Annotated in this window: 11 protein-coding genes and 2 pseudogenes; 4 read left to right on the top strand and 9 right to left on the bottom strand. The window is 68.0% G+C overall.

The window, feature by feature from the left end:
* Positions 1-37: 37 nt before the first annotated feature.
* A complete protein-coding gene (locus tag ACH4S7_RS14555; protein ID WP_398521501.1) occupies positions 38-2,155 on the bottom strand; it encodes an FG-GAP-like repeat-containing protein in 2,118 nt (705 codons plus the stop codon).
* A 68-nt stretch (positions 2,156-2,223) separates the two neighbouring features.
* The gene (locus ACH4S7_RS14550) at positions 2,224-2,736 is read right to left on the bottom strand and encodes a hypothetical protein (RefSeq protein ID WP_398521500.1); all 513 of its coding nucleotides are present in this window, start codon (positions 2,734-2,736) and stop codon (positions 2,224-2,226) included.
* A 1,151-nt stretch (positions 2,737-3,887) separates the two neighbouring features.
* Here ACH4S7_RS14550 and ACH4S7_RS14545 point away from each other — a divergent pair.
* Positions 3,888-4,979, top strand: a pseudogene (locus ACH4S7_RS14545) (IS630 family transposase).
* A gap of 849 nt (positions 4,980-5,828) precedes the next feature.
* On the opposite strand, the gene ACH4S7_RS14540 reads toward ACH4S7_RS14545, so the two are convergent.
* Positions 5,829-6,005, bottom strand: a complete 177-nt coding sequence (locus tag ACH4S7_RS14540; protein WP_398521872.1) for a tetratricopeptide repeat protein — start codon at positions 6,003-6,005, stop codon at positions 5,829-5,831.
* Between the two features lie 186 nt (positions 6,006-6,191).
* Here ACH4S7_RS14540 and ACH4S7_RS14535 point away from each other — a divergent pair.
* Positions 6,192-6,378 (top strand): annotated as a pseudogene (locus tag ACH4S7_RS14535) (transposase); the annotation flags it as partial.
* 111 nt (positions 6,379-6,489) lie between these two features.
* Here the strand turns inward: ACH4S7_RS14535 and ACH4S7_RS14530 are convergent.
* From ACH4S7_RS14530 to ACH4S7_RS14510, 5 genes are all read right to left on the bottom strand, one after another.
* Entirely contained in the window at positions 6,490-9,744 is a 3,255-nt protein-coding gene (locus ACH4S7_RS14530; protein ID WP_398521499.1) for an N-6 DNA methylase, read from the bottom strand.
* Between the two features lie 570 nt (positions 9,745-10,314).
* Positions 10,315-10,482 (bottom strand): hypothetical protein, encoded by a 168-nt coding sequence (locus ACH4S7_RS14525; RefSeq protein ID WP_398521498.1) that lies wholly within the window; start codon positions 10,480-10,482, stop codon positions 10,315-10,317.
* Between the two features lie 1,160 nt (positions 10,483-11,642).
* Entirely contained in the window at positions 11,643-11,924 is a 282-nt protein-coding gene (locus ACH4S7_RS14520) for a hypothetical protein (protein WP_398521497.1), read from the bottom strand.
* A complete protein-coding gene (locus tag ACH4S7_RS14515) occupies positions 11,917-12,270 on the bottom strand; it encodes a hypothetical protein (protein WP_398521496.1) in 354 nt (117 codons plus the stop codon). The genes ACH4S7_RS14520 and ACH4S7_RS14515 overlap by 8 nt, the downstream gene beginning before the upstream one ends.
* 191 nt (positions 12,271-12,461) lie before the next feature.
* Complete coding sequence (locus ACH4S7_RS14510) at positions 12,462-12,974, bottom strand: SRPBCC family protein (protein WP_398521495.1); 513 nt, start codon at positions 12,972-12,974, stop codon at positions 12,462-12,464.
* A gap of 679 nt (positions 12,975-13,653) precedes the next feature.
* On the opposite strand from ACH4S7_RS14510, the gene ACH4S7_RS14505 reads away from it, so the two are divergent.
* Complete coding sequence (locus tag ACH4S7_RS14505; protein WP_398521494.1) at positions 13,654-16,104, top strand: discoidin domain-containing protein; 2,451 nt, start codon at positions 13,654-13,656, stop codon at positions 16,102-16,104.
* A 479-nt stretch (positions 16,105-16,583) separates the two neighbouring features.
* Here the strand turns inward: ACH4S7_RS14505 and ACH4S7_RS14500 are convergent, their stop codons facing one another.
* Positions 16,584-17,168 (bottom strand): TetR/AcrR family transcriptional regulator, encoded by a 585-nt coding sequence (locus ACH4S7_RS14500; RefSeq protein WP_398521493.1) that lies wholly within the window; start codon positions 17,166-17,168, stop codon positions 16,584-16,586.
* Positions 17,169-17,320: 152 nt separating this feature from the next.
* On the opposite strand from ACH4S7_RS14500, the gene ACH4S7_RS14495 reads away from it, so the two are divergent.
* The gene (locus ACH4S7_RS14495; protein WP_398521492.1) at positions 17,321-18,319 is read left to right on the top strand and encodes a saccharopine dehydrogenase; all 999 of its coding nucleotides are present in this window, start codon (positions 17,321-17,323) and stop codon (positions 18,317-18,319) included.
* Positions 18,320-18,711 lie beyond the last annotated feature (392 nt).

Below are 18,711 nucleotides of genomic sequence, written 5' to 3'. Positions count from 1 at the left end.
GGGCGCGCGCTGCCCTTCGCCCCCTCCGGGGGCGGGGTCAGGAGGTGCTGTAGCGCTCGATGGTGGTGACGTTGTCGAAGTTCCAGCTGCCGGGTGCGGACTCCCAGCCATGGACGGGCCCGTTGAGAGCGCCATCGGCCTTGGCGGTCCAGGTGATGCCCTTGACGATGCCGGTGCTGTAGCCGTAGAGGGCGCCGATGTCGTCGCGGCCGTCCCCGTTGTAGTCACCGGTCACGATTTTCATGCCGGGCCGGTTGTAGTTCCCGGCGGGCGTGGACCAGATCTCCCTGCGGTTCCCGAAGAGACCATTGCTGCCGCTCGCACTGAAGCTGACGACGGCGTCGGACCCGTCGGCGTAGTCGTACCAGGTTGCGATGTCGTCCCGCCCGTCGCCGTCGAAGTCCCCCGAGTGCACACTGGTGCGGTCGAAGCTTCCCCAGTCCGCGCTCTCCCAGCCATTGTGGGAGGGGTCGTTGAACCCGCCGTCCGGCTTCGCGGTGAAGGTGAACAGCTTCGCGCGGCCGTCGGCGTAGCCGTAGAACGCACCGATGTCGTCGTGTCCATCCGCGTTGTAGTCACCGGTCGCGAACTTCATGCTGGACGCGGACCAGCCGGTGTCGCGGGTGAAGGAGGAGAAGGGGGCGTTGAACCCGCCGTCCGCCTGGGCGGTGAAGGTGAACAGCTTGTCGGAACCGTCGGCGTAGTCGTACCAGGCGGCCAGGTCGTCGCGGCCGTCGCCGTTGAAGTCACCGGCCTGGACGGAGACGCGGGAGAACGTCCAGTTACCGGCAGGTGTCTCCCAGGACGCGGAGGCTCCGCCGAAGGTGCCGTCGTGGCGGCCGAGCCAGGTGTATGCCTTGACCCTGCCATCGGAGTAGCCGTATAGGGCCGCGATATCGCCTCGCCCGTCGCCATTGAAGTCACCGGTAGTGCGCTTCATCTGGGCGGCGTTCCAGTCGCCGGCAGCTCCTTCGTAGGAGACGGCGGGTGTGTCGAAACGGGCATCGGCGGCGCCCTGGAAGGTGCGTACGGCGTCGTTGCCCGCGTCGTAGTCGTACCAGGCGGCCAGGTCGCTGAAGCCGTCGCCGTTGTAGTCGTGGCGCATGACCGTGCCGCTGGACCACTGGGTCACGTGCTGGGCGTTGTGGACGACGAGGTTCCCGCGGTTATGGAGCCGCGCATAGCCGCCAGCAGCGGTGGTGTTCGACTCCCACAGGATCCGTGTGCCGTCCGCGCTGGTGACGGTCAGATTGCCGTCCGTGCCGAACGCGGCGAACGCTCCGGGGTTGCCGACGGTGCCGGTGGACCACAGGGTCTTCCCAGCGTTGGAGGTGATGACGAGATTGCCGTCGGCCTTCATTCCGAGCTTGGCCGAGTTCGAGATCAGAGTCTCGCCGGGCAACAGTCGGGTTCCGGGGGTGAGCCGGTTTCCGATAGTGGTGTTGTCGGTGCGAGCCGCGATCGCACTGTTGCGGGTCTCGGTCTCGTTGAGGCAGCCGCCCTGCCAGGAGCGACTACTCAAGCCCACCAGCTCGTACCGGCCACTGACTGTGCGGAGGATCGGGGCCCCGGCGTCCCCGGTGCAGATGGCGTCATTCGCCGTCACCCCGGATATCCTCGCGGTTGTCGCGTCGAGGGAGCCGACGGTGAAGTCGGCGGTGTGAAGCCGGTTAGAGATCCATTCGGTCTTGGTGCGCCCGTATCCGGCCACCTTGAGCTGCTCCCCCGCAGCCAGATCCGTGCCCGCCACGGCGACGGGAGTGATCCCGTGAGCGGGTTCGGCGAGCCTCGCCAGCACCAGGTCCCGATCACCGCGCGGGAGAACTTCCAGGATCTCGGTCACCACGCCGCCGGTACCGGTGAGGCTGGTGCGCCCCACTGTCACGGTCGTCTTGAGGGTGGGCTTGCCGGCAGTGACGGCGCCGGGCTGCTTGGGGTTGGCTGCGAAGCAGCTGGCCGCGGTGGCCACCCAGTGGGGGTCGATCAGCGCGCCCGAGCAGATACGGGCCTGAGCCCCGCTGCCGATGTCGAGCTTGGCGGCGAAGGCGAACGAGCCTGCGGCGGCCGGGGTGCCGACGGCGGCCTGCGCGTTCGGCCCGCTGAGCACCGCCGCCGAGGTGAGCACGGCCAGTACGGCGGCGGCTGGTCTGATCATGAAGCGAGGTCTGGACAACCCGGTCCCTTTCGTGGTGCGTGACGGAGTCTCCTGGCGGGCTTCGGCGCTCATCCGGTCACCCGGATTTCCACGAGCACGGAGCGGGCTCCGCCAACCGCTCCCTCCCCGACCGGCTCGAATCCGTCCTTCGGTACGTTCACGGTGGTTTCCCTGCCATTCGCGGTCAGGTCCGCGCTGAAGGGATGGGTCCCCGATTCCAGGGCGAAGACGCGGGGAAGCTCCAGGCTCAGATAGCCGGACTTCGCGGTGGCCCGGAAGCAGTAGGTCTCCTCCCGGCCAACAGTGCTATCCGCGACTGTCAGAATCCGGATCTGATCCAGACTTTGGTCACACTCGGCCATCACCACTCGCCCGTCACCCTTCTTCAGGGTGATTCCTCTGGTCGCCTTGAACCGCTCGGCCCCAGGGTGGGCGTATTCCTCAACTATGAAGGGAGGAGGCTCCGCCGCAGCCGCCTGCACAGGAGTATCCGAGGCAAAGGCAAATTGCATGCCAAGTAGCGCGACCAATACGCCAACGATTCCTGATGCGAGCAATTTTAGACCTCTGAAAGAAAGCATCAAGATAGTCCTCTTTCGTGAACCCAGGAGAGAGTTATTGTCTAATTTCAGGGGGAAAGTAAATCCGAAGAAATCTTGATGTACGGCTGACTGTGTGTCAAGAGTGAGAGACGCGGACGACCGGGAAGTCCAGGCCCAACGACCGAGCAGTTGCGAACACCCTGGCCAGAAGGCAGTTGCCCGGTTTGGGAGCCGACGCCTGGTGTTGGCGGTCGATGTGTCGCCGTGCTCGTGCTCGGACGCGGCGTCCTCGACGGGCCGGATGTTCTGCCACGACTAAGGGCGGGTGACGCCATGCGTCACAGTTCATCTCGGAGGTTGGTAGTCATTCGTCACTGTTTCGGAGCCCGGCATCACGCGTGGATCGGGATCCCGGACAGGGTCCGGCTCGGTCCCGAGAACGACGCGTTCTCGGGACCGCCGCCCGACTGAAGATGCGATCGAGCGGATCACCACCGCCGACCAGTGAACGCCCGGAAACCGGGCCATTACAGTCGTCATGGCCGCCGACTACGACGTCACCCGTCCGGCCTGAGTAGTACGGATCTCCCCATCGAACTGGTCGGGCGCACCGCAGCGATCGCGTGATAGATCTGCCGAACCGCCGAGGATGCACAGAGTCAACGGTCGGCCGCCCGAGCACCAGCCGAAGTTCCGCTTCGCCAAGCGTCGTCTGGGCCCCCATTGCTGAGGGGGCCAGGACACAGGACGGATGCTCGTCTGTGTCCGAGGCCGGGAAGACGGACGTACGGAAGCCGCGGACGACCCCGTCTCCGGGACACCGATGGTGATCAGACCAAGGCTCAGTGCCATGGAATTCCTCCTTCACCTGGTCCGGCGCGATCGAATCGAATGACAAGACCCAGCCGATCGCGAGACACACCGGCACGGGTCAAGGGACGCCCCGCACCTTCCCGCGACCCGGCGACTCCGACGCGCCGACCGGACAGCTCCGGTCGGTGGAACGCTCAACGGAGACGCCGCGCCCGACGACGGCCATCACGCTATGCGGATCCACCCGGCATTCGCTTCTCCGATCCTGACCGGTATCTCCAACCAGCCCCATCCGGCAACTGCGCAACCAGCCCAGCATCGTGACTACCACCCACGCACAGTAGTGACCTGGGCCGGAGGTTTGGGGCTAATTCGGTATGAGTCCTCCGGGACCGAGGATTCCGCCGTTGTCACTGACTGATGACCGGCGTGCTGTGCTGGAGGGTTGGATACGTTGACGCACGACCGCGCAGGAAATGGCTCAACGGTCGCGGATCGTGTTGGGGTGCGCGGAGGCCACTCGACCATGAAAGTGTCCCTCGCTGGCTGCGGATCGCTCCGGGCACGGTCACACCTGGCGGCGGCGCTTTCTGAACAATGGCCTGGACGGCCTGTGCGACGAGCCCAGGCCGGGTGTCCCCAGGAAGATCACGGACGCCGATGTCGTGCGGGTGATCGTCAAGACCCTGAGGGAGACACTGCACATCGCGATCCACTGGTCAACACGGTCGATGGCCGCGGCGACCGGGATGTCGCAGTCGGCGGTCTCACGGATCTGGCGGGCGTTCGCCGTCGCCCTGCACCGGGCCCAGACCTTCACGCTCGCCACGGACCCGTTGTTCATCGACAACGGCCGCGAGGCCGTCGGCCTGTATCTCGACCAGCCGGAGAAGGCACTCGTGCTCTGTGGATGAGAAGTCCTCCATCCAGGCCCTGGACCGATCCGATCCGAGCCGGTCCTGTCGATGATGCCCGGCGTCCTTGAACGTTGCAGCCACGACCACATCCGCGCTGGCACCGCCACCCTGTTCGCCGCCCTGGAGGTCGTCACGGGAAAGGCGATCGGATCCCTGCACCGCCGCCACCGGGCCGTGGAGTTGGCGAAGTTCCTCGACAAGCTCGACAGAGAAGTCCCGCTGGATCTGGACGGGCACGTGATCCTCGACAACTAGGCGACCCACAAGACGCCCGATATCAAGCAGTGGCTGCCAGCCACTCCCGGTTCCACCTCCACTTCATTCCCACCAGCGCGTCGTGGCCCAACCTGGTCGAGCGGTTGTTCACCGAGCACGCAGAAGAAACTCAAGCGCGGCGTCCACCCCTCCGTCCAGGCTCTCGAACGCGACATCCGCGCCTGGCTCACCGACGGGAACGAATAGCCAAGACCGTTCGCTTGGACGAAGACCGCCGACGACATCCTCGACAAAGTCGCCCACTACCGTCACCGAATCTCCGACTCAGGCCACTAGAGATCTTTAAGGGTGTGGGTTACGTGGGGCCGTGACAGCTGTCGTGGGCTGCGCTATGCCGGAGGGATGAGGTATTCCGACCTCGCCACCTTCAATACTCGGTGGGCCGGAAAGGCGTCATAAAGGTAGCGGGCCATTAGGTTGTCGGGCGCGACACCCATGAGGGCCGCGAAGCCGATGTTCCAGTCGGTCTGACTGATACGCCAGTTCGAGCTGCCGGAACAGTCTCTGCCCTCGGGTCAGCCCAAGCCTGAAGGAAGCTGCCCTGGGCAAGTCCCTCCCGCTCCTCGAATTATGTGATCACTTCGACCATGTTGAAGTCAATACCCCGAAGAAGTCAAAGATCAGGCCGTTGTACTTTGGTTCTGAGGAGGTCGACATCCCCAAAGGCTACGACGTCGCGTTCAGTTGAAGTAGAGCCCATCGTGCAGCCCTCATCCTGGTCCCGTGGTGTGGTGGGTGCGTTCAAGAACTGCAGGAGATGGCGGCCCGCCTAGAGTGCACCGTCTACTCGCCTTGGCCACACCGGTTTGGGCCATCGTGGCGCTGCGGAGGCGGCGGTAGTTGCTTTTTTCCTCCGGTCGTTCGGGCGCAGCCCGGCCCAGGCGGTCAATAGAGCTATCCCCAATCGATCAGGACGGCAATTGTCGATGCAGCGCCTTGCGCCGGGGTATCCGTAGCAGGGTTCAGCGGCCCTCCGGTCTCAGGCTCTTGAGAATCCGCTTCATCTCATGGAAAAGGCCGCTCGGCACCGCCCAGCAAGTACCTGGCACCAACAGTCCCCTTGCTACACGGAGCGCGCACGTTTCAAGTTGGAACGCACCTGCTCAATGAATGGGTGTCCCTGGCTCAGTACCCGCTCGGAGTCGGCAAGGTCGCTTTGTGCAGGGGGATGGCCCGGTCCAGATCACCCGCTGCCTGATACGCCCCGGCGAGGTTGTTACGCGAGATGAGCGTGTTGGGGTGATCCTGGCCCAGCACCCGCTCCCGCACGGCAAGTACGCGTTGGAAGGCTGTTAGGGCCAGGGTTCGCGCGGCCTTGGCCCCGCCTGTAGGCGGGCCACGGCTGGGCGAAGGAATTGACCTTCGTCAGCTCACGCAATACCTGTCGGCGGGTCCGGCAGAGTGCATACGGGCCTTGGAGAGCGCCGAGTTGTTCCACGTGCGCTTCGCGGAGCGTTGGCGAAGTTCGTGGCCGATGCGTTCGCTTCCATGCCGCGCAGGGATCAGCGTGGCTGGGGAGAGTACTATCTGCGGGGATTGACGCTGGACGGGTGGCGCAACTCCATCCAGCCGATGGCACGGCGGCTGCCGGACGGGAACATGTAAGCCCTGCAGCAGGTCGTGAACCAGTCGCCGTGGGATTGGCTGACCGTGCGACGCTGGATCGCCGAGTTGCTGTGCGAGGCGATCTGGCCCGAGGTGTATTCAGCGGCTCCGCGTATGGCCGGTCGATCCGGTCCCGCACCCGGCGCAGCCGCGCCAGGTCGCTCGGCCTCGCCCCTCGCCGCTACTCGGGCGGGCCGTACGTCATCGCCAGCGAATGCTCCTCCAGGCTGCGGAGCATCAGTTGATCGCCCCGGGCCTCATTGAGCAGGAAGAGCTCCCGGGTCCGGCACTCCTCGCACATGCTGACGACAGCGAACGGCCAGAGATCGACCGGAGCCCCGTACGGGGCACTGTCCACGTAGATGCGATCGGGCTTCAGTGGCCGTGTACTCGACCGCTCGAACGGCTCCCAACTCGGATGGCTGCCCCTCAGCCGGAGCCCGACTATTCGGTACGAGCCTTCGTCGAGGAACTCGCACCGCTCCACCCAGTCCCAGTGTGTCCCAGAGAGCCAACTGACCGCACTGATCGCCCGCACGATGTGCGGTTCCAGCCGCTCGACGTCTTCCGCCAGTTGGTGGCTCGCGCGGACGCCGTGCGCGTGGTGCGAGGTGTTCCTGAAGTCCTTGATGTGGCCCAGTAGGGCGCGTGCGCTTCCCCGGTCGCGCACGGTGGCGAGCTGTTGGATGCGGGGCTCGATTCCCTCGGCCTCCAGCCGATCGAGGATCCAGAGCCAGGTGCCGAAGGTGGCGCCGGTCCGGAACTGCTTGCGCAGGTTTCGGGAGAAACCGTTCGACGCGGCTAGCTCGGTGAGCGCCAGCACGCCCAGCACCCGGGCCAGGCCCTCGCCCAGCTTGAGCAGTCCGTCCTTCCGCTCCGCCGGGTGTGTGCTGACCCGGTACCGACGGGACAGCGCGGCGGCGTGGTGCGGAAAGCTCCACTCGGCGCGTGAGATCGGGTCGTCCAGCGGGCGCACGAGTTCGCCGATCAGGCCGGCCTCGTGGGCGGCGAACCTGATCTCGTTCCGAACCCCCTGGACGTCCCGTTCGCCGCTGCCAAAGACGTTGGGCAGGATTCCCGACATCGTGGTCCGCAGTGCGCGCCGTCCCTCCTGCACGGTCTCCAGGAGGCTCTCCACCTCGCTGTCGGTCACCAGGTCGACCGGGACGTGCGTGTCCAACAGATCGCGAGCGCTGGGGTACTGAGCGTTGTCCTTGCGGGAGTTCAACCACTCGCAGAGCGCCAGGCCGCTGCCGCGGAGCGGCTGCAGCACGAAGAGTGAGGTCGCCGCCTCGCCGAAGCCCTGCGGCAGCAGGCGCCAGTTCCCCGGCCGTCCGACGAGCATGCCGCCCGAGCACAGGGTCAGTGCCATCCCATCCTCCGGCGCGTCGGGGAGCTCAACGGTCGAGTCCGCCTCGTGAAGGTCCTGGGCACGCAGGTGCTTGGGCCGGTCGACGCCGTCCTCCTGCTCCTCGCCGCGCTGCGGCGGGTGAACCCGGGTGGTCTCCAACCGAGCAAGGCCGCGCAGCAGTTCGAATTCGCCGTCGAGTTCTGGCCGGTAGAAGAGCGTGGATGGGATCTCGCAACCCACCCGCGTCCTGCTGTCGTCGATCCAGGCGTCCGGGGCGGTCGGGTGCACTTCGCGTCGGAGGTGGTCGCTCGGATCCACCTGCAGCGGCAGGTGGACGAACGCGCGCAGCTCGGGATCCGGCTCGTACGCCTCGCCGATCCGCTGCGGCTCTCCGTCGCCATCGCGCACGCCGACGGCCTTGCGGACTGCAGCCTCGAAGACCTTCCCGCGCGGCCAGCTCACGCTGGCCGAGGCGACCGCCCGGCGCAGCGCTGTGACGGCCTCCTGGCCCCTCGTCCATGTCGAGCCGACCAGCGGACGTAGGGCGGCCACCAGGGCAGCGGGATCACGGGTTTTCTGGATCACGCGCGATTCGGCGAGCCGAGTCAGGACCTCCTCGGACAGCTCGTACCGGAGCCGTAGCGGTTGATCGATCGTGACGCGCTGGTACATCAGTTCGTGGGTGGAGACCACGCGGACCCGGTCGTCCGGCTGCTGGGCGGGGTCGGCGGACAAGGTGTCCAGGTAGAGCCCCGTGATCTCGGCGATCTGGTCCGACGTGATGTACTTGCGTTTCGAGCCGATGGAGCGACGCATCCGCTGCCACTGGTCCTGAGCGTTCAGCAGCAGCACCTGGCCCCTGCGCTGTGCCGGCTTGCGGTTGCTGAGGATCCACAGGTACGTGCTGATGCCGGTATTGGGGAAGAGGCGGTCGGGCAGCGCGACCACGGCCTCGAGCCAGTCGTTCTCCACGATCCACCGCCGGATGTCCGATTCGCCGGACCCCGCACCCCCGACGTGCATCGGGGAGCCGTTGAAGATGACCGCGATTCGGCTGCCGCCCTCGCCCGAGGCGCTCACCGACTTCATCTTCGCCAGCATGTGCTGCAGGAAGAGCAGTGAGCCGTCATTAATCCGGGGGAGACCGGCTCCGAAGCGGCCCGCGAAACCGAGCTGCTCGTGCTCCGACCGGACCGCGTACTCGGTCTTCTTCCAGTCGACGCCGAACGGCGGATTGGCGAGAAGGTAGTCGAAGACGGTTTCCTGGTGTCCGTCCTCGACGAAGACGTTCCCGAAGGCGATTGTCGAGGCCCGGCGGCCGCTGGTCATCATGGTGGCACGGGAGAGCGCCCATGACTCCCGGTTGATCTCCTGGCCGTATAGCGTTACGTCCGCCTGGGGATTCAGCGACGCGATGTATGAGGCCGCCTCGGTGAGCAGGCCAGCTGTCCCGCAGGCCGGATCCAGGATGGCGCGGACGGCATGTGGCGACGTCAGGAGGTCCGAGTCGGCTGAGACGAGGAAGCCAGCCATCAGGTGCGCGACGTCCCGGGGGGTGTAGTGCTCCCCGCTCGTCTCGTTGCTGCTCTCCGCGAACCGCCGGACGAGCTCCTCGAAGAGGCTCTCCATGTCGTCGTCGGTGATCATCTGCCCTAGGTCGATCGAGACGAACTGCGCGACGACGCGGTAGAGGAGTCCGGCCTGGTGCAGGCGGGTGACGGTCCGCTCGAACTCGAAGCCGTCCAGCAGTTCCCTGACGTTCCGGGAGTACCCGTCGACATGGGCCATGAGCAACCGGTTGGCGTTCTCCGGATCGCTGAGCACGCTCTCCATGGAGAACCGGCTGGAGTTGTAGAAGGGCCAACCCGAGGCGCCCGTCAGGCGCTGCTCCCGCTCCTGCTCGCCGTCGGTGCGCTCGGCCTCGTCGAGCACCGCCTGCCGGCTCGGGGCCAGCAGGCAGTCCAGCCGGCGCAGCACCGTGAACGGCAGGATCACCCGCCCATACTCGGAAGACTTGAAGTCGCCACGCAGCAGGTCGGCCACCGACCAGACGAGCTTGGACAGATGCCCGGTGCCGTCACTCACGCTGTCCTCCGCAGGCTGGTCCCCTCCATGGACTGAATCATCCCATGGCGGTGGCCGGGCCAGCCCACGAGGAACACAGGACGCCGACAATACCGGTGACGGTACCTGGGGACCTGGGCGTCACCACCGTCGTCGGTCGTCCCTCGTCAACCGCCGATCAGCCGACCGGACGTGAGCCGTCGTTCTCTTTCAGAGAAGCCGCTCCATCTGCCCAGACTTCATATCTGCAATGTGCCCCGCACCAGACATGAACGCCAGACTTGACGAAGCACTGCCCGGTTCGCTGCAGCCAGCCCCTCTCGTTGTTTTCCGACGAGCGCGTGAGTCCTACTTGGGCCACGGCTTCATCCCCTCGGGCGCATGAACGCACATCAACGGGCGATCCGCGCTCACCATGAGGTCCAAGCCCTCGTGGGGTGTGCTGCCGATGCTCCAGATCAGGCCGTTGGCGTACGCTGCCAGAGCCCCGTCCTGTCGCATGAAGACATGCGAATAGCTGAGCCACCAACCGATGGGAAACCACGAACCGCCGATGGATGAGCCGATCGCCAAGGATTCGTCCCGATGCCTTCAGCCGGCTCCCACGGCGTCGACGAAGAACGGTTCACCATTGATGAAGTTAGGGCCGTCCATACGGGCTGGCCCGATCTTCAGGCCCCGGAACGATTCGAGGAAGTCGGTTGCCAATGGACCCGGGATGTACCCCTGTTCCTCCAGAGACTGGATGTCGGAAGACACATACTCGGAGGGGCGCCCTGGGCGCCAGGAGTGGAGGCCGTCTCACGGCACCGCCATCTTGATCAAACAGGGCGGCAAAGCGCATGTTCCCGGCGCTTGTGGCCACATGTGGGAAGACGACGTCCGAGCCCCGGCCTGGGGCTGGATCCTCGACCCGCAACCAGGGCTGTGGGACCGCATCAACGAGAGTGCCCCGGCCATCCCGGCCGGGGGTAACACCAGTTTGAAGGCCACGAGCCGCTGCGAATCATGTCTTGGAACTCTCGGCTGATGGCCTGCGGAACACGCTGCCTCGCAGGCCAGGGATGTGATCAGCTGCTCCGGTGCCGCCTCCCGGTGTTCTTCATCTCGTCGACGTACTTCGATATGACGTCGCCCAGCGGCGCCGATGCGGTCCGTGGCCCACTCGTAGGAGCCCCTCGGTCAGGGTGAGCGTGGAGTCACTGGAGGAATGGCATCGCGGCCTTCCTACTCACCCCGACGTCCTCGATACGTGGCACGCTGGCCTTTTCCACGGCCGCGCGGCGCTCCTCGTCGGTCATTTATGAGGGGAGACTTTCGCCCTGGTTGGTCGTTGCTCTCTGTTGCCGTGCAGGACGACGCGGCGCATCTTCGAATCTCGGGGACGGGGATGCGTCTGCGGTCTGTTTCGCAGGCTCGCATTGCTCGGTAACGGCGTGTGACGTGGCAGCCGCTGCGGCTACCGGTGCAGCTGCGGTGGGGCTCGGCGCTTCACGTTTGGGGACCAGTTGGGGACCACACGGTGTGCGCGGTAGTGCACAGCAGGATCTTCGGTGCACGCTCTGCGCCCTAGTAAATTCCCTTATGTCTATATAATCGAGTCGACTCACACTCCTGGGGGTCAAGGGGTCGCAGGTTCAAATCCTGTCGTCCCGACTGTGCGGAAACGCAGGTCGGAGGCCGTTCTCTCATCCATGAGAGGGCGGCCTTTCGTGCGTCTGAGGGCGTGGTGGTCGCGGTGTGGTCGCACGCCCGTCCGGGGCTGGTTTGCCGTGGTGCTGGTGGCGGGTGGTTCGGGGGAGCGGAGCCGGTGGAGGGCTTCGCGGAGGCGGAGGCGGTGGAGGTGGTCGCGCGGTGGTCGCAACCATGCGGGCCGGTCCGTACGGCTGGCCGTCACCTCGGCGCCGCTGATTACGTGGTCAATGGTGTCGACGGCCTGGTGCGCTGCCTTTTGGGTGAGGTGGCTGTAGAGGTTCGCGGTCGTCGACAGGGTGGAGTGCCGCAGCGTCTTGGAGACCAACGGTGAGCGGGACGCCGGCGGTGATGGTGATCGTGGCGGCGAGGTGGCGCAGGTCATGGACCGTGACCCGGGGGACGCTGGCTTCCTCGGACAGCCGGTGGAGCCGGTCGAGCGCGATGTGCTGGTGGGCGGGCTGGTCGAGCTTGAGGGTGCCGAACGCGGGGACCAGGTCGTTACGCACGTAGTCGCGGTACCGGGCCCGTCGTCGGCTTCAGCACCAGCGCCTTCGCCGCCAGCCAAGCGTCCAGGTAGGCGGCGACGGTCTGGTTCGGGTCCGCATTGAACCCGCCGGCCTCACCCTCGAGGAACCGGCGCAAAGCCTCCTCGGCCGAGTCCTGGCTGGTGAAGCCGCCCCGGCGCACCGTCGTTCGACGGTGCGCCGGGGCGGGGACGTCGACGGCGAACCCCCAGGTCCCGTGGGTGCTGTCGGCGAGTAGATGAGGGCAGCGGGCACCTACTTGGTGACGCTGGGTGTCCCGGCAGCCACAGCGACGGTAGATGCGGCCGCGGCCGTTGCTGGTACGCATGGCGATCGCCTCCACGAAGCGGAGAAGGGCCTGACATTCTCAGCGTGCGACCACACGCGACCACCACGCCTGCTGGAGGCGCTCTGATCCAGGACCCGGACGTGGAACCGGTTGGCCTGCCGGCGGTGTGACGGTTCGTTCGCTGCGCTCCGAGCCGGGCCCGCCCGCCACGGGGGTGCGGGCGGCCCGGGTCAGCGGGTTCGGGCTGGGCGACGTCGGGCGGCCCTGGCCGCGGAGCGCAGCAGCCTGGTGTACGGGCTCCATCGGGCGGGCCGCGCGACCGTCCCCGTCCCCGTTTGCTCGGCGCGGTCGAAAGCGTCCTCGATCAGGGCGTCGTGGAGCGGGCGGAAGAACAGTGGCCAGGTGAGCCGGGCCGGTCCGTGCGGGACGAGGAGCAGGGTGTGCCGGAGCAGCGTCGTGCCATCGTCCGCCGGGCGGACGGTCAGTTCGTGATGGCCGTCGAAGCCGGCCGGACCGGTGAAGCGGAAGCGCACCTGCCGGCCCGGCTCATGGGCGACGACCGTGTAGCGGACCGGTCCGTGCCCGCCCGCGGCGCCGACCGCGAGCCTCGGCTCCAGCCGCATCCTCGGCCAGTGCGCGACGGGCCACAGCGGGTCGTCCGGTGAAGCGAGCCTGTCGAGCAGTGCGCCGATCCGCTCCGGCGGTGCCGCGATCCGGCGTTCGTGGACATTCCGTACGGCCATCCGCTCGCCCTCCCCGGGGCCCGGACGGACCGGGCCCGCTCCCGACACAGGCTACTGAAGAGGCTGTTGAGGTGATGGCGCTGGCCCGCGCGGGGGAGCGGAATCCGGGGGTTCCGGTTGTGTGCCCGAAGAACGGGATACGGCGGTCTTCTCATCGTCGGGAACGACCCTCCGATGGAGAGGGACGGGTGTGCATACTGCCCGGATGTCGTTCTCGGTCGTGACCGTATCCATCTGTTGGTGACGTTCGTGCTGGTGATGTGCGGGGCGGTCGGCGGATCCGTGTGCGAGATGTGCGCCCGCTCCCCCGCGGGCTGCCGGGGCGTGCTCGCGCTGGTGAACGAGGCGAGCAGAGGGCGTTCGCCGTCCGGGCGGCATAGGTGGTGTGGGCTTCATCCGGCGGAGGGGTCGGCGTCGCGTACAAGGGCGGAAGTTTTTCGTCAACTCGCTTGTTCTATATCCGAGTTAAGGTGCGACGATCTTATTTTCAAGGGGTTCACAGCGGGCCCACAGCCGATGTCGGCGCTTCACCGTTCCCTTTCCGCTTCCGCGGTCTGCCCAGGAGGTCCGATTGCAGTCCAGACGTATCCCCGCTCTCCCTCGAGCGTTACGCCGTTCCCCTCTGCTCATCGCTTTTGCCCTCGGCTCGTTGCTCGTCGGGGCCACGCCATGGCTCGGCGTGGCGAGTACCGGGCCGGGCAGCGGCCCCGACGGGGCAGCGCTCCGGCCGGCGTCCGCACCAGTCGGCCAGCAGGCGGCGAACGCGTCGCCGCACCACGCCGTGGCCCCGGCGAACGCCATGGAGCCCGCGGCTCCGCTACTCGACCGGACCGGATGGACCGTCACGGCGAGCGATGAGGAGACCGCCGCCGAGAACGGCCGCGCGGCCAACGTCCTCGACGGCAACGCGGCCACCATCTGGCACAGCAGGTATGCCGGCACCTCGGCCCCGCTGCCGCACAGCATCACCATCGACATGAACCGCACGGCGGTCGTCTCCGGCCTCGTCTACCTGCCCCGCAACGATGGCCCCAACGGGCGCGTCGGCGAGTACAGCATCAGCATGAGCGCGGACGGGCAGAACTGGGGCAGTCCCGTCGCCACCGGCACCCTCGCGGACGACGCCGCCGCCAAGACCCTCGGATTCGCCCCGACGGGCGCCCGGTTCGTCCGCCTCACCGCCGTCACCGAGGCCGGCAACCGCGGCCCGTGGACCACTGCCTCCGAGCTCAACCTGCTCGGCGACCCGGGAACCCCGGCCGCCACCGTCGACCTGCCCCGCACCGGATGGACGGCCACGGCGAGCGATGAGGAGACCGCCGCCGAGAACGGCCGCGCGGCCAACGTCCTCGACGGCAACGCGGCCACCATCTGGCACAGCAGGTATGCCGGCACCTCGGCCCCGCTGCCGCACAGCATCACCATCGACATGAACCGCACGACGGCCGTCTCCGCCCTCGTCTACCAGCCCCGCAACGACGGCCCCAACGGGCGCGCGGGCGCGTACACCGTTACCACCAGCACCGACGGGACCACCTTCGGCACCCCGGTCGCGGCGGGCACCTGGCGCGACGACGACACTGTCAAGACCGCCACCTTCACCCGCACCGCGACCGCCCGCTACGTACGCCTGACCGCGACCGGCGAGGCCGGCAACCGCGGGCCCTGGACCACGGCCGCCGAGATACGCCTGAGCGGACCGGCCAACCCGGCCACCCACGGCGCCTGGGACCGGATCACCGGATTCCCCCTCGTACCGGTGGCCACCGCCGTCCTGCCCGGCGACAAGCTCCTGGCCTGGTCGGCGTACTCGGTCGACCGCTTCGGCGGCAGCAACGGCTACACCCAGACCGCGATCCTCGACCTGAAGACGGGCAAGGTCACCCAGCGCCGCGTCGACAACACCGGCCACGACATGTTCTGCCCGGGCATCGCGATGCTCGCCGACGGCCGGGTCCTGGTCACCGGCGGCAGCAACGCGGAGAAGGCCAGCATCTACAACCCGGCCACCGACACCTGGTCCGCGACCAGCAACATGAACATCGCCCGCGGCTACCAGTCGATGACCCTGCTCTCCACCGGCGATGCCTTCGTCCTCGGCGGGTCCTGGAGCGGAGTCGCGGGTGACAAGGCCGGCGAGGTCTGGTCCCCGAACACCTCCACCTGGCGCAAGCTCACCGGCGTCCCGGCCACTTCGACCATGACCGCCGACCCGGCCGGCCCCTACCGCGCCGACAACCATGCGTGGCTGTACGCCACTTCGGGCGGCAAGGTGCTCCAACTCGGCCCGAGCAAGCAGATGAACTGGATCACGACCGCCGGGAACGGCAGCATCACCCCGGCCGGCACCCGCGCCGACAGCCAGGACGCCATGACCGGCAACGCCGTCGCGTACGACATCGGCAAACTGCTCACCCTGGGCGGCTCGCCCGCGTACGAAAACGTGCCGGCCACCCGGCGCGCGTACACCGTGAGCATCAACGGCGGCCAGGTCCAGGCCGCGCGTACGGGCGACATGGACCAGGCCCGCGCCTTCGGCAACAGCGTCGTCATGCCCGACGGCAAGGTCGCCGTCTTCGGCGGCCAGTCGTACCCCGTGCCGTTCAGCGACGCCACCTCCGTGCTGACCCCCGAACTGTGGGACCCGGCGACCGGCAGCTTCACCCCGCTCGCCACCATGGCCATCCCGCGGAACTACCACAGCGTGGCGAACCTGCTGCCCGACGGCCGGATCTTCTCCGGCGGCGGCGGCCTCTGCGGCGACTGCGCCACCAACCACGCCGACGGAGCCGTGTTCACCCCGCCGTACCTGCTCAACGCGGACGGCTCACCCAAACCGCGTCCCGCCATCACCGGCGGCGTACCGCCCCAGGCCCCCGCGGGCACCTCGCTCACGGTCACCACCGGCGGGCCGGTGGCCTCCTTCGTGCTGATGCGGGCGGCGGCCGCGACCCACTCCACCGACAACGACCAGCGGCGCGTCCCCCTGACCTCCACCCCCGCGGGCGCCAACACCCATACGGTCTCCATCCCTGCCGACAGGGGCGTCGTCCTCCCCGGCACCTACATGCTCTTCGCCCTCAACGCCCAAGGAGTCCCCAGCACCGCCCGCTTCATCACCATCCCCTGACCCCCACCACTCCCGACCACCACCTGAAACCCCCTCGCCCCCGCCCCGTCACCGGGGTGGGGGCGAGCCCACCCCCGCGTGCGCGGGGACCATGATCCGGGTCGTGACCACGCCGAGGTGATCAGGGGGACCATCCCCGCCGGCGCGCGGGGTGCGTGCCGTGCAGAGAATCCCGTCGCGCCCGTCGCGCCCATTCCCCCCGTTCGACGCGCCGGAGGCGGATTCGGTGGAGGCGCCGGCATCGCGCTGGGCGGGCAGGCTGTCGGCGAATGCCGAGGCTGGACCAGATAGGCGGCCATGAAGTCTCCGGTGGCGGCGGTCTCGCCCATCAGCTCCGGGAAGCTGCCTGCGCCCGCTGCGCGACAAGAGCGCCCCCGACGACGAGTGACCGGCCGGGGACCGGTGGAACAGCCAGTAACGCTGAGCGCGTGATCTTGGGCTTCTGGCAGGCCAGGGCGAGGGTCTCCGGGCTGCGGAGGTCAGGGTGTGGTGTGGAGTCCGTCGAGGAGGAGGCCGACCAGGCGGGCGGCTTGCTGTCGCGCGGCGGGGGTGTCGGGGAGTTCCCAGGTGCCGCAGACGGCCGGGAGTAGGTCGTCCGCTCCGATGTCGGTCCGTGTGGACCCGGTGTCCGCCGCGGCGTGCAGGAGGTGGGTGAGGGCGGTGGTGATGTGGGTGTAGGTGTGGTGGACGACCTCGTCGTGCGAGAGGGCTGCGGCGCGGAAGGCGTCCGAGACGCCGGGTCGGGTCATCCCGTACTGGCTCAGCTCGCCCAGCCACCGGGCCAGTGCCTCGTCCGGGCCGTGGGACGTGAGGAGTTCGCCGGCTCTGCGTCCCAGCTGTTCCATTTCGTGGTTGTACACGGCCAGTACCAGGGCTTCGCGGGTGGGGAAGTGGCGGTAGAGGGTGGCGATGCCCACGTCGGCCGTGCGGGCGACGGCCTCCAGGGATAGCTGCCCGTGCGAGTCCGCCAGCAGTTCGGTGGCGACGGTCAGCAGTCGGTCGCGGTTGCGGCGGGCGTCAGCGCGCAGGGGCCGGGCGGGCGTGGTCTCGTCGGTGTTGGCCATCTCGTTCCCCAGGCTGTGAGCGCTGTGCGGGTCCCGGCGCCCCACGCAAACGGAGGCTCCTTCGGTTAGTGTACCGTCGAACGTACCGGAGGGCCCTCCGTTTATCTGGGTTGCCTTTCGTACGTCATCTCACCTGCACAAAGGAATCCCTCATGACTCTCCCTGTCCTGCTGATCGGCGGCTCCGGCTGCGTCGGCTCCCGGGCGGCGGCCTTCCTCCGCCGCTTCCACCCGGACCTGCCCCTCGTCATCGGCGGTCGCGACCTGGAGCGGGCGCAGGCCACCGCCGACGAGCTCGGCACGGCCACCGCCGCACGCGTCGATCTGGACCGTGCGGACCTGGGGCTGGACCCGGAGCAGCGGTTCGGGGCCGTGGTGGTGTTCCCCCGCGATGCGGGATTCAACGCTCAGCGGTTCGCGCAGGACCGCCGTATCCCCTTCCACGCGATCACCGGCAGCCTGGTGGAGACGGCCCAGGACCTCACGGCTTACGTACATGGCCCTCAGGCGTCCCCGGTGGTGCTGGCCAGCCACTGGATGGCGGGTGTCCCGGTGATACTCGCCGCCCACCACGCCGGGGAGTTCGCGGCGGTGGAGGAGGTTTCCCTCGCGTTCGTGTTCGATCCGGAGGAGGAGATGGGGCCGGCCGCGGGGTTCGAGTCGCTGGAGGCCGTTCAGGCGGCCAACCCGCTGCCCCTGATCCGCAAGAACGGCTCCTGGGTCTGGGCGCGGACGGAATCCGACCGCGTGCGCACCATCACCACGGCCGACGCGGCCCGGCACCAGGCCGACGGCTACGGGAGCCTGGATGTCCTCAGCCTCGCCGAGGCGACCGGTGCGGTGTCCGCCCGGGTCGATCTGCTGGTCGCCGCGTCTGCGGGGAGCCGTGCGGGCCGGGGCCCCAGTCACGAGATCGTCATCGAGATCACCGGCACCCTTCATGACGGTGTTACCGTCACCCGCCGCTTCGACCTCTCCCATCCGGACGGGCAGTCATCGCTGACCGCGCTCGGTACCGCCGTCGCCATCGAGCACCTCCTGGGCCTCACCGGCACCCCGGCCCCGACAGCCGGACTCCACTTCCCCGAAACCGTCATCGACCCCGCCCACCTCCAGAAGCGACTGGGCGAATCCGGCACACACCTCACCTGACACCAGCGCCGCACAGCGGGATCGACCGTGAACGGCGGAGGGCCCCGGCGATCACCTTCCGTTCCGGGCGAGGGCGCCGGGGCCCTTCACGCGGTGCAGCATCGGGATCACTCGGGGGACCCGTCCCGGGCCCGGCGGGCGAGGTCGCCCGGGACGGGGTCGCCGGCGAGGACCTGCCGGGTGAGGCGTTCCATCAGTTCGGGATCGGTGGCGCTGCCTGGGCCGGCGATGCGGGCGGGGGGCGATGATCGTCGCGTCGCCTGGCGCGTCGTTCGCCTCGGCTTCGGCGAGTGCCCGGTACAGGGAGACGACTGAGGGAGTGTTGCCCGCGTTCTCGGGGACGGGGGCGCCGCGCTCTTTCAGGGCGCGGGCGAAGAGGAGGGATTCGTCGT

The organism is Streptomyces sp. NPDC020965, from assembly GCF_044333555.1.
Taxonomy (GTDB): Bacteria; Actinomycetota; Actinomycetes; order Streptomycetales; family Streptomycetaceae; genus Streptomyces.
This window is presented reverse-complemented; position numbering and strand designations above follow the sequence as displayed.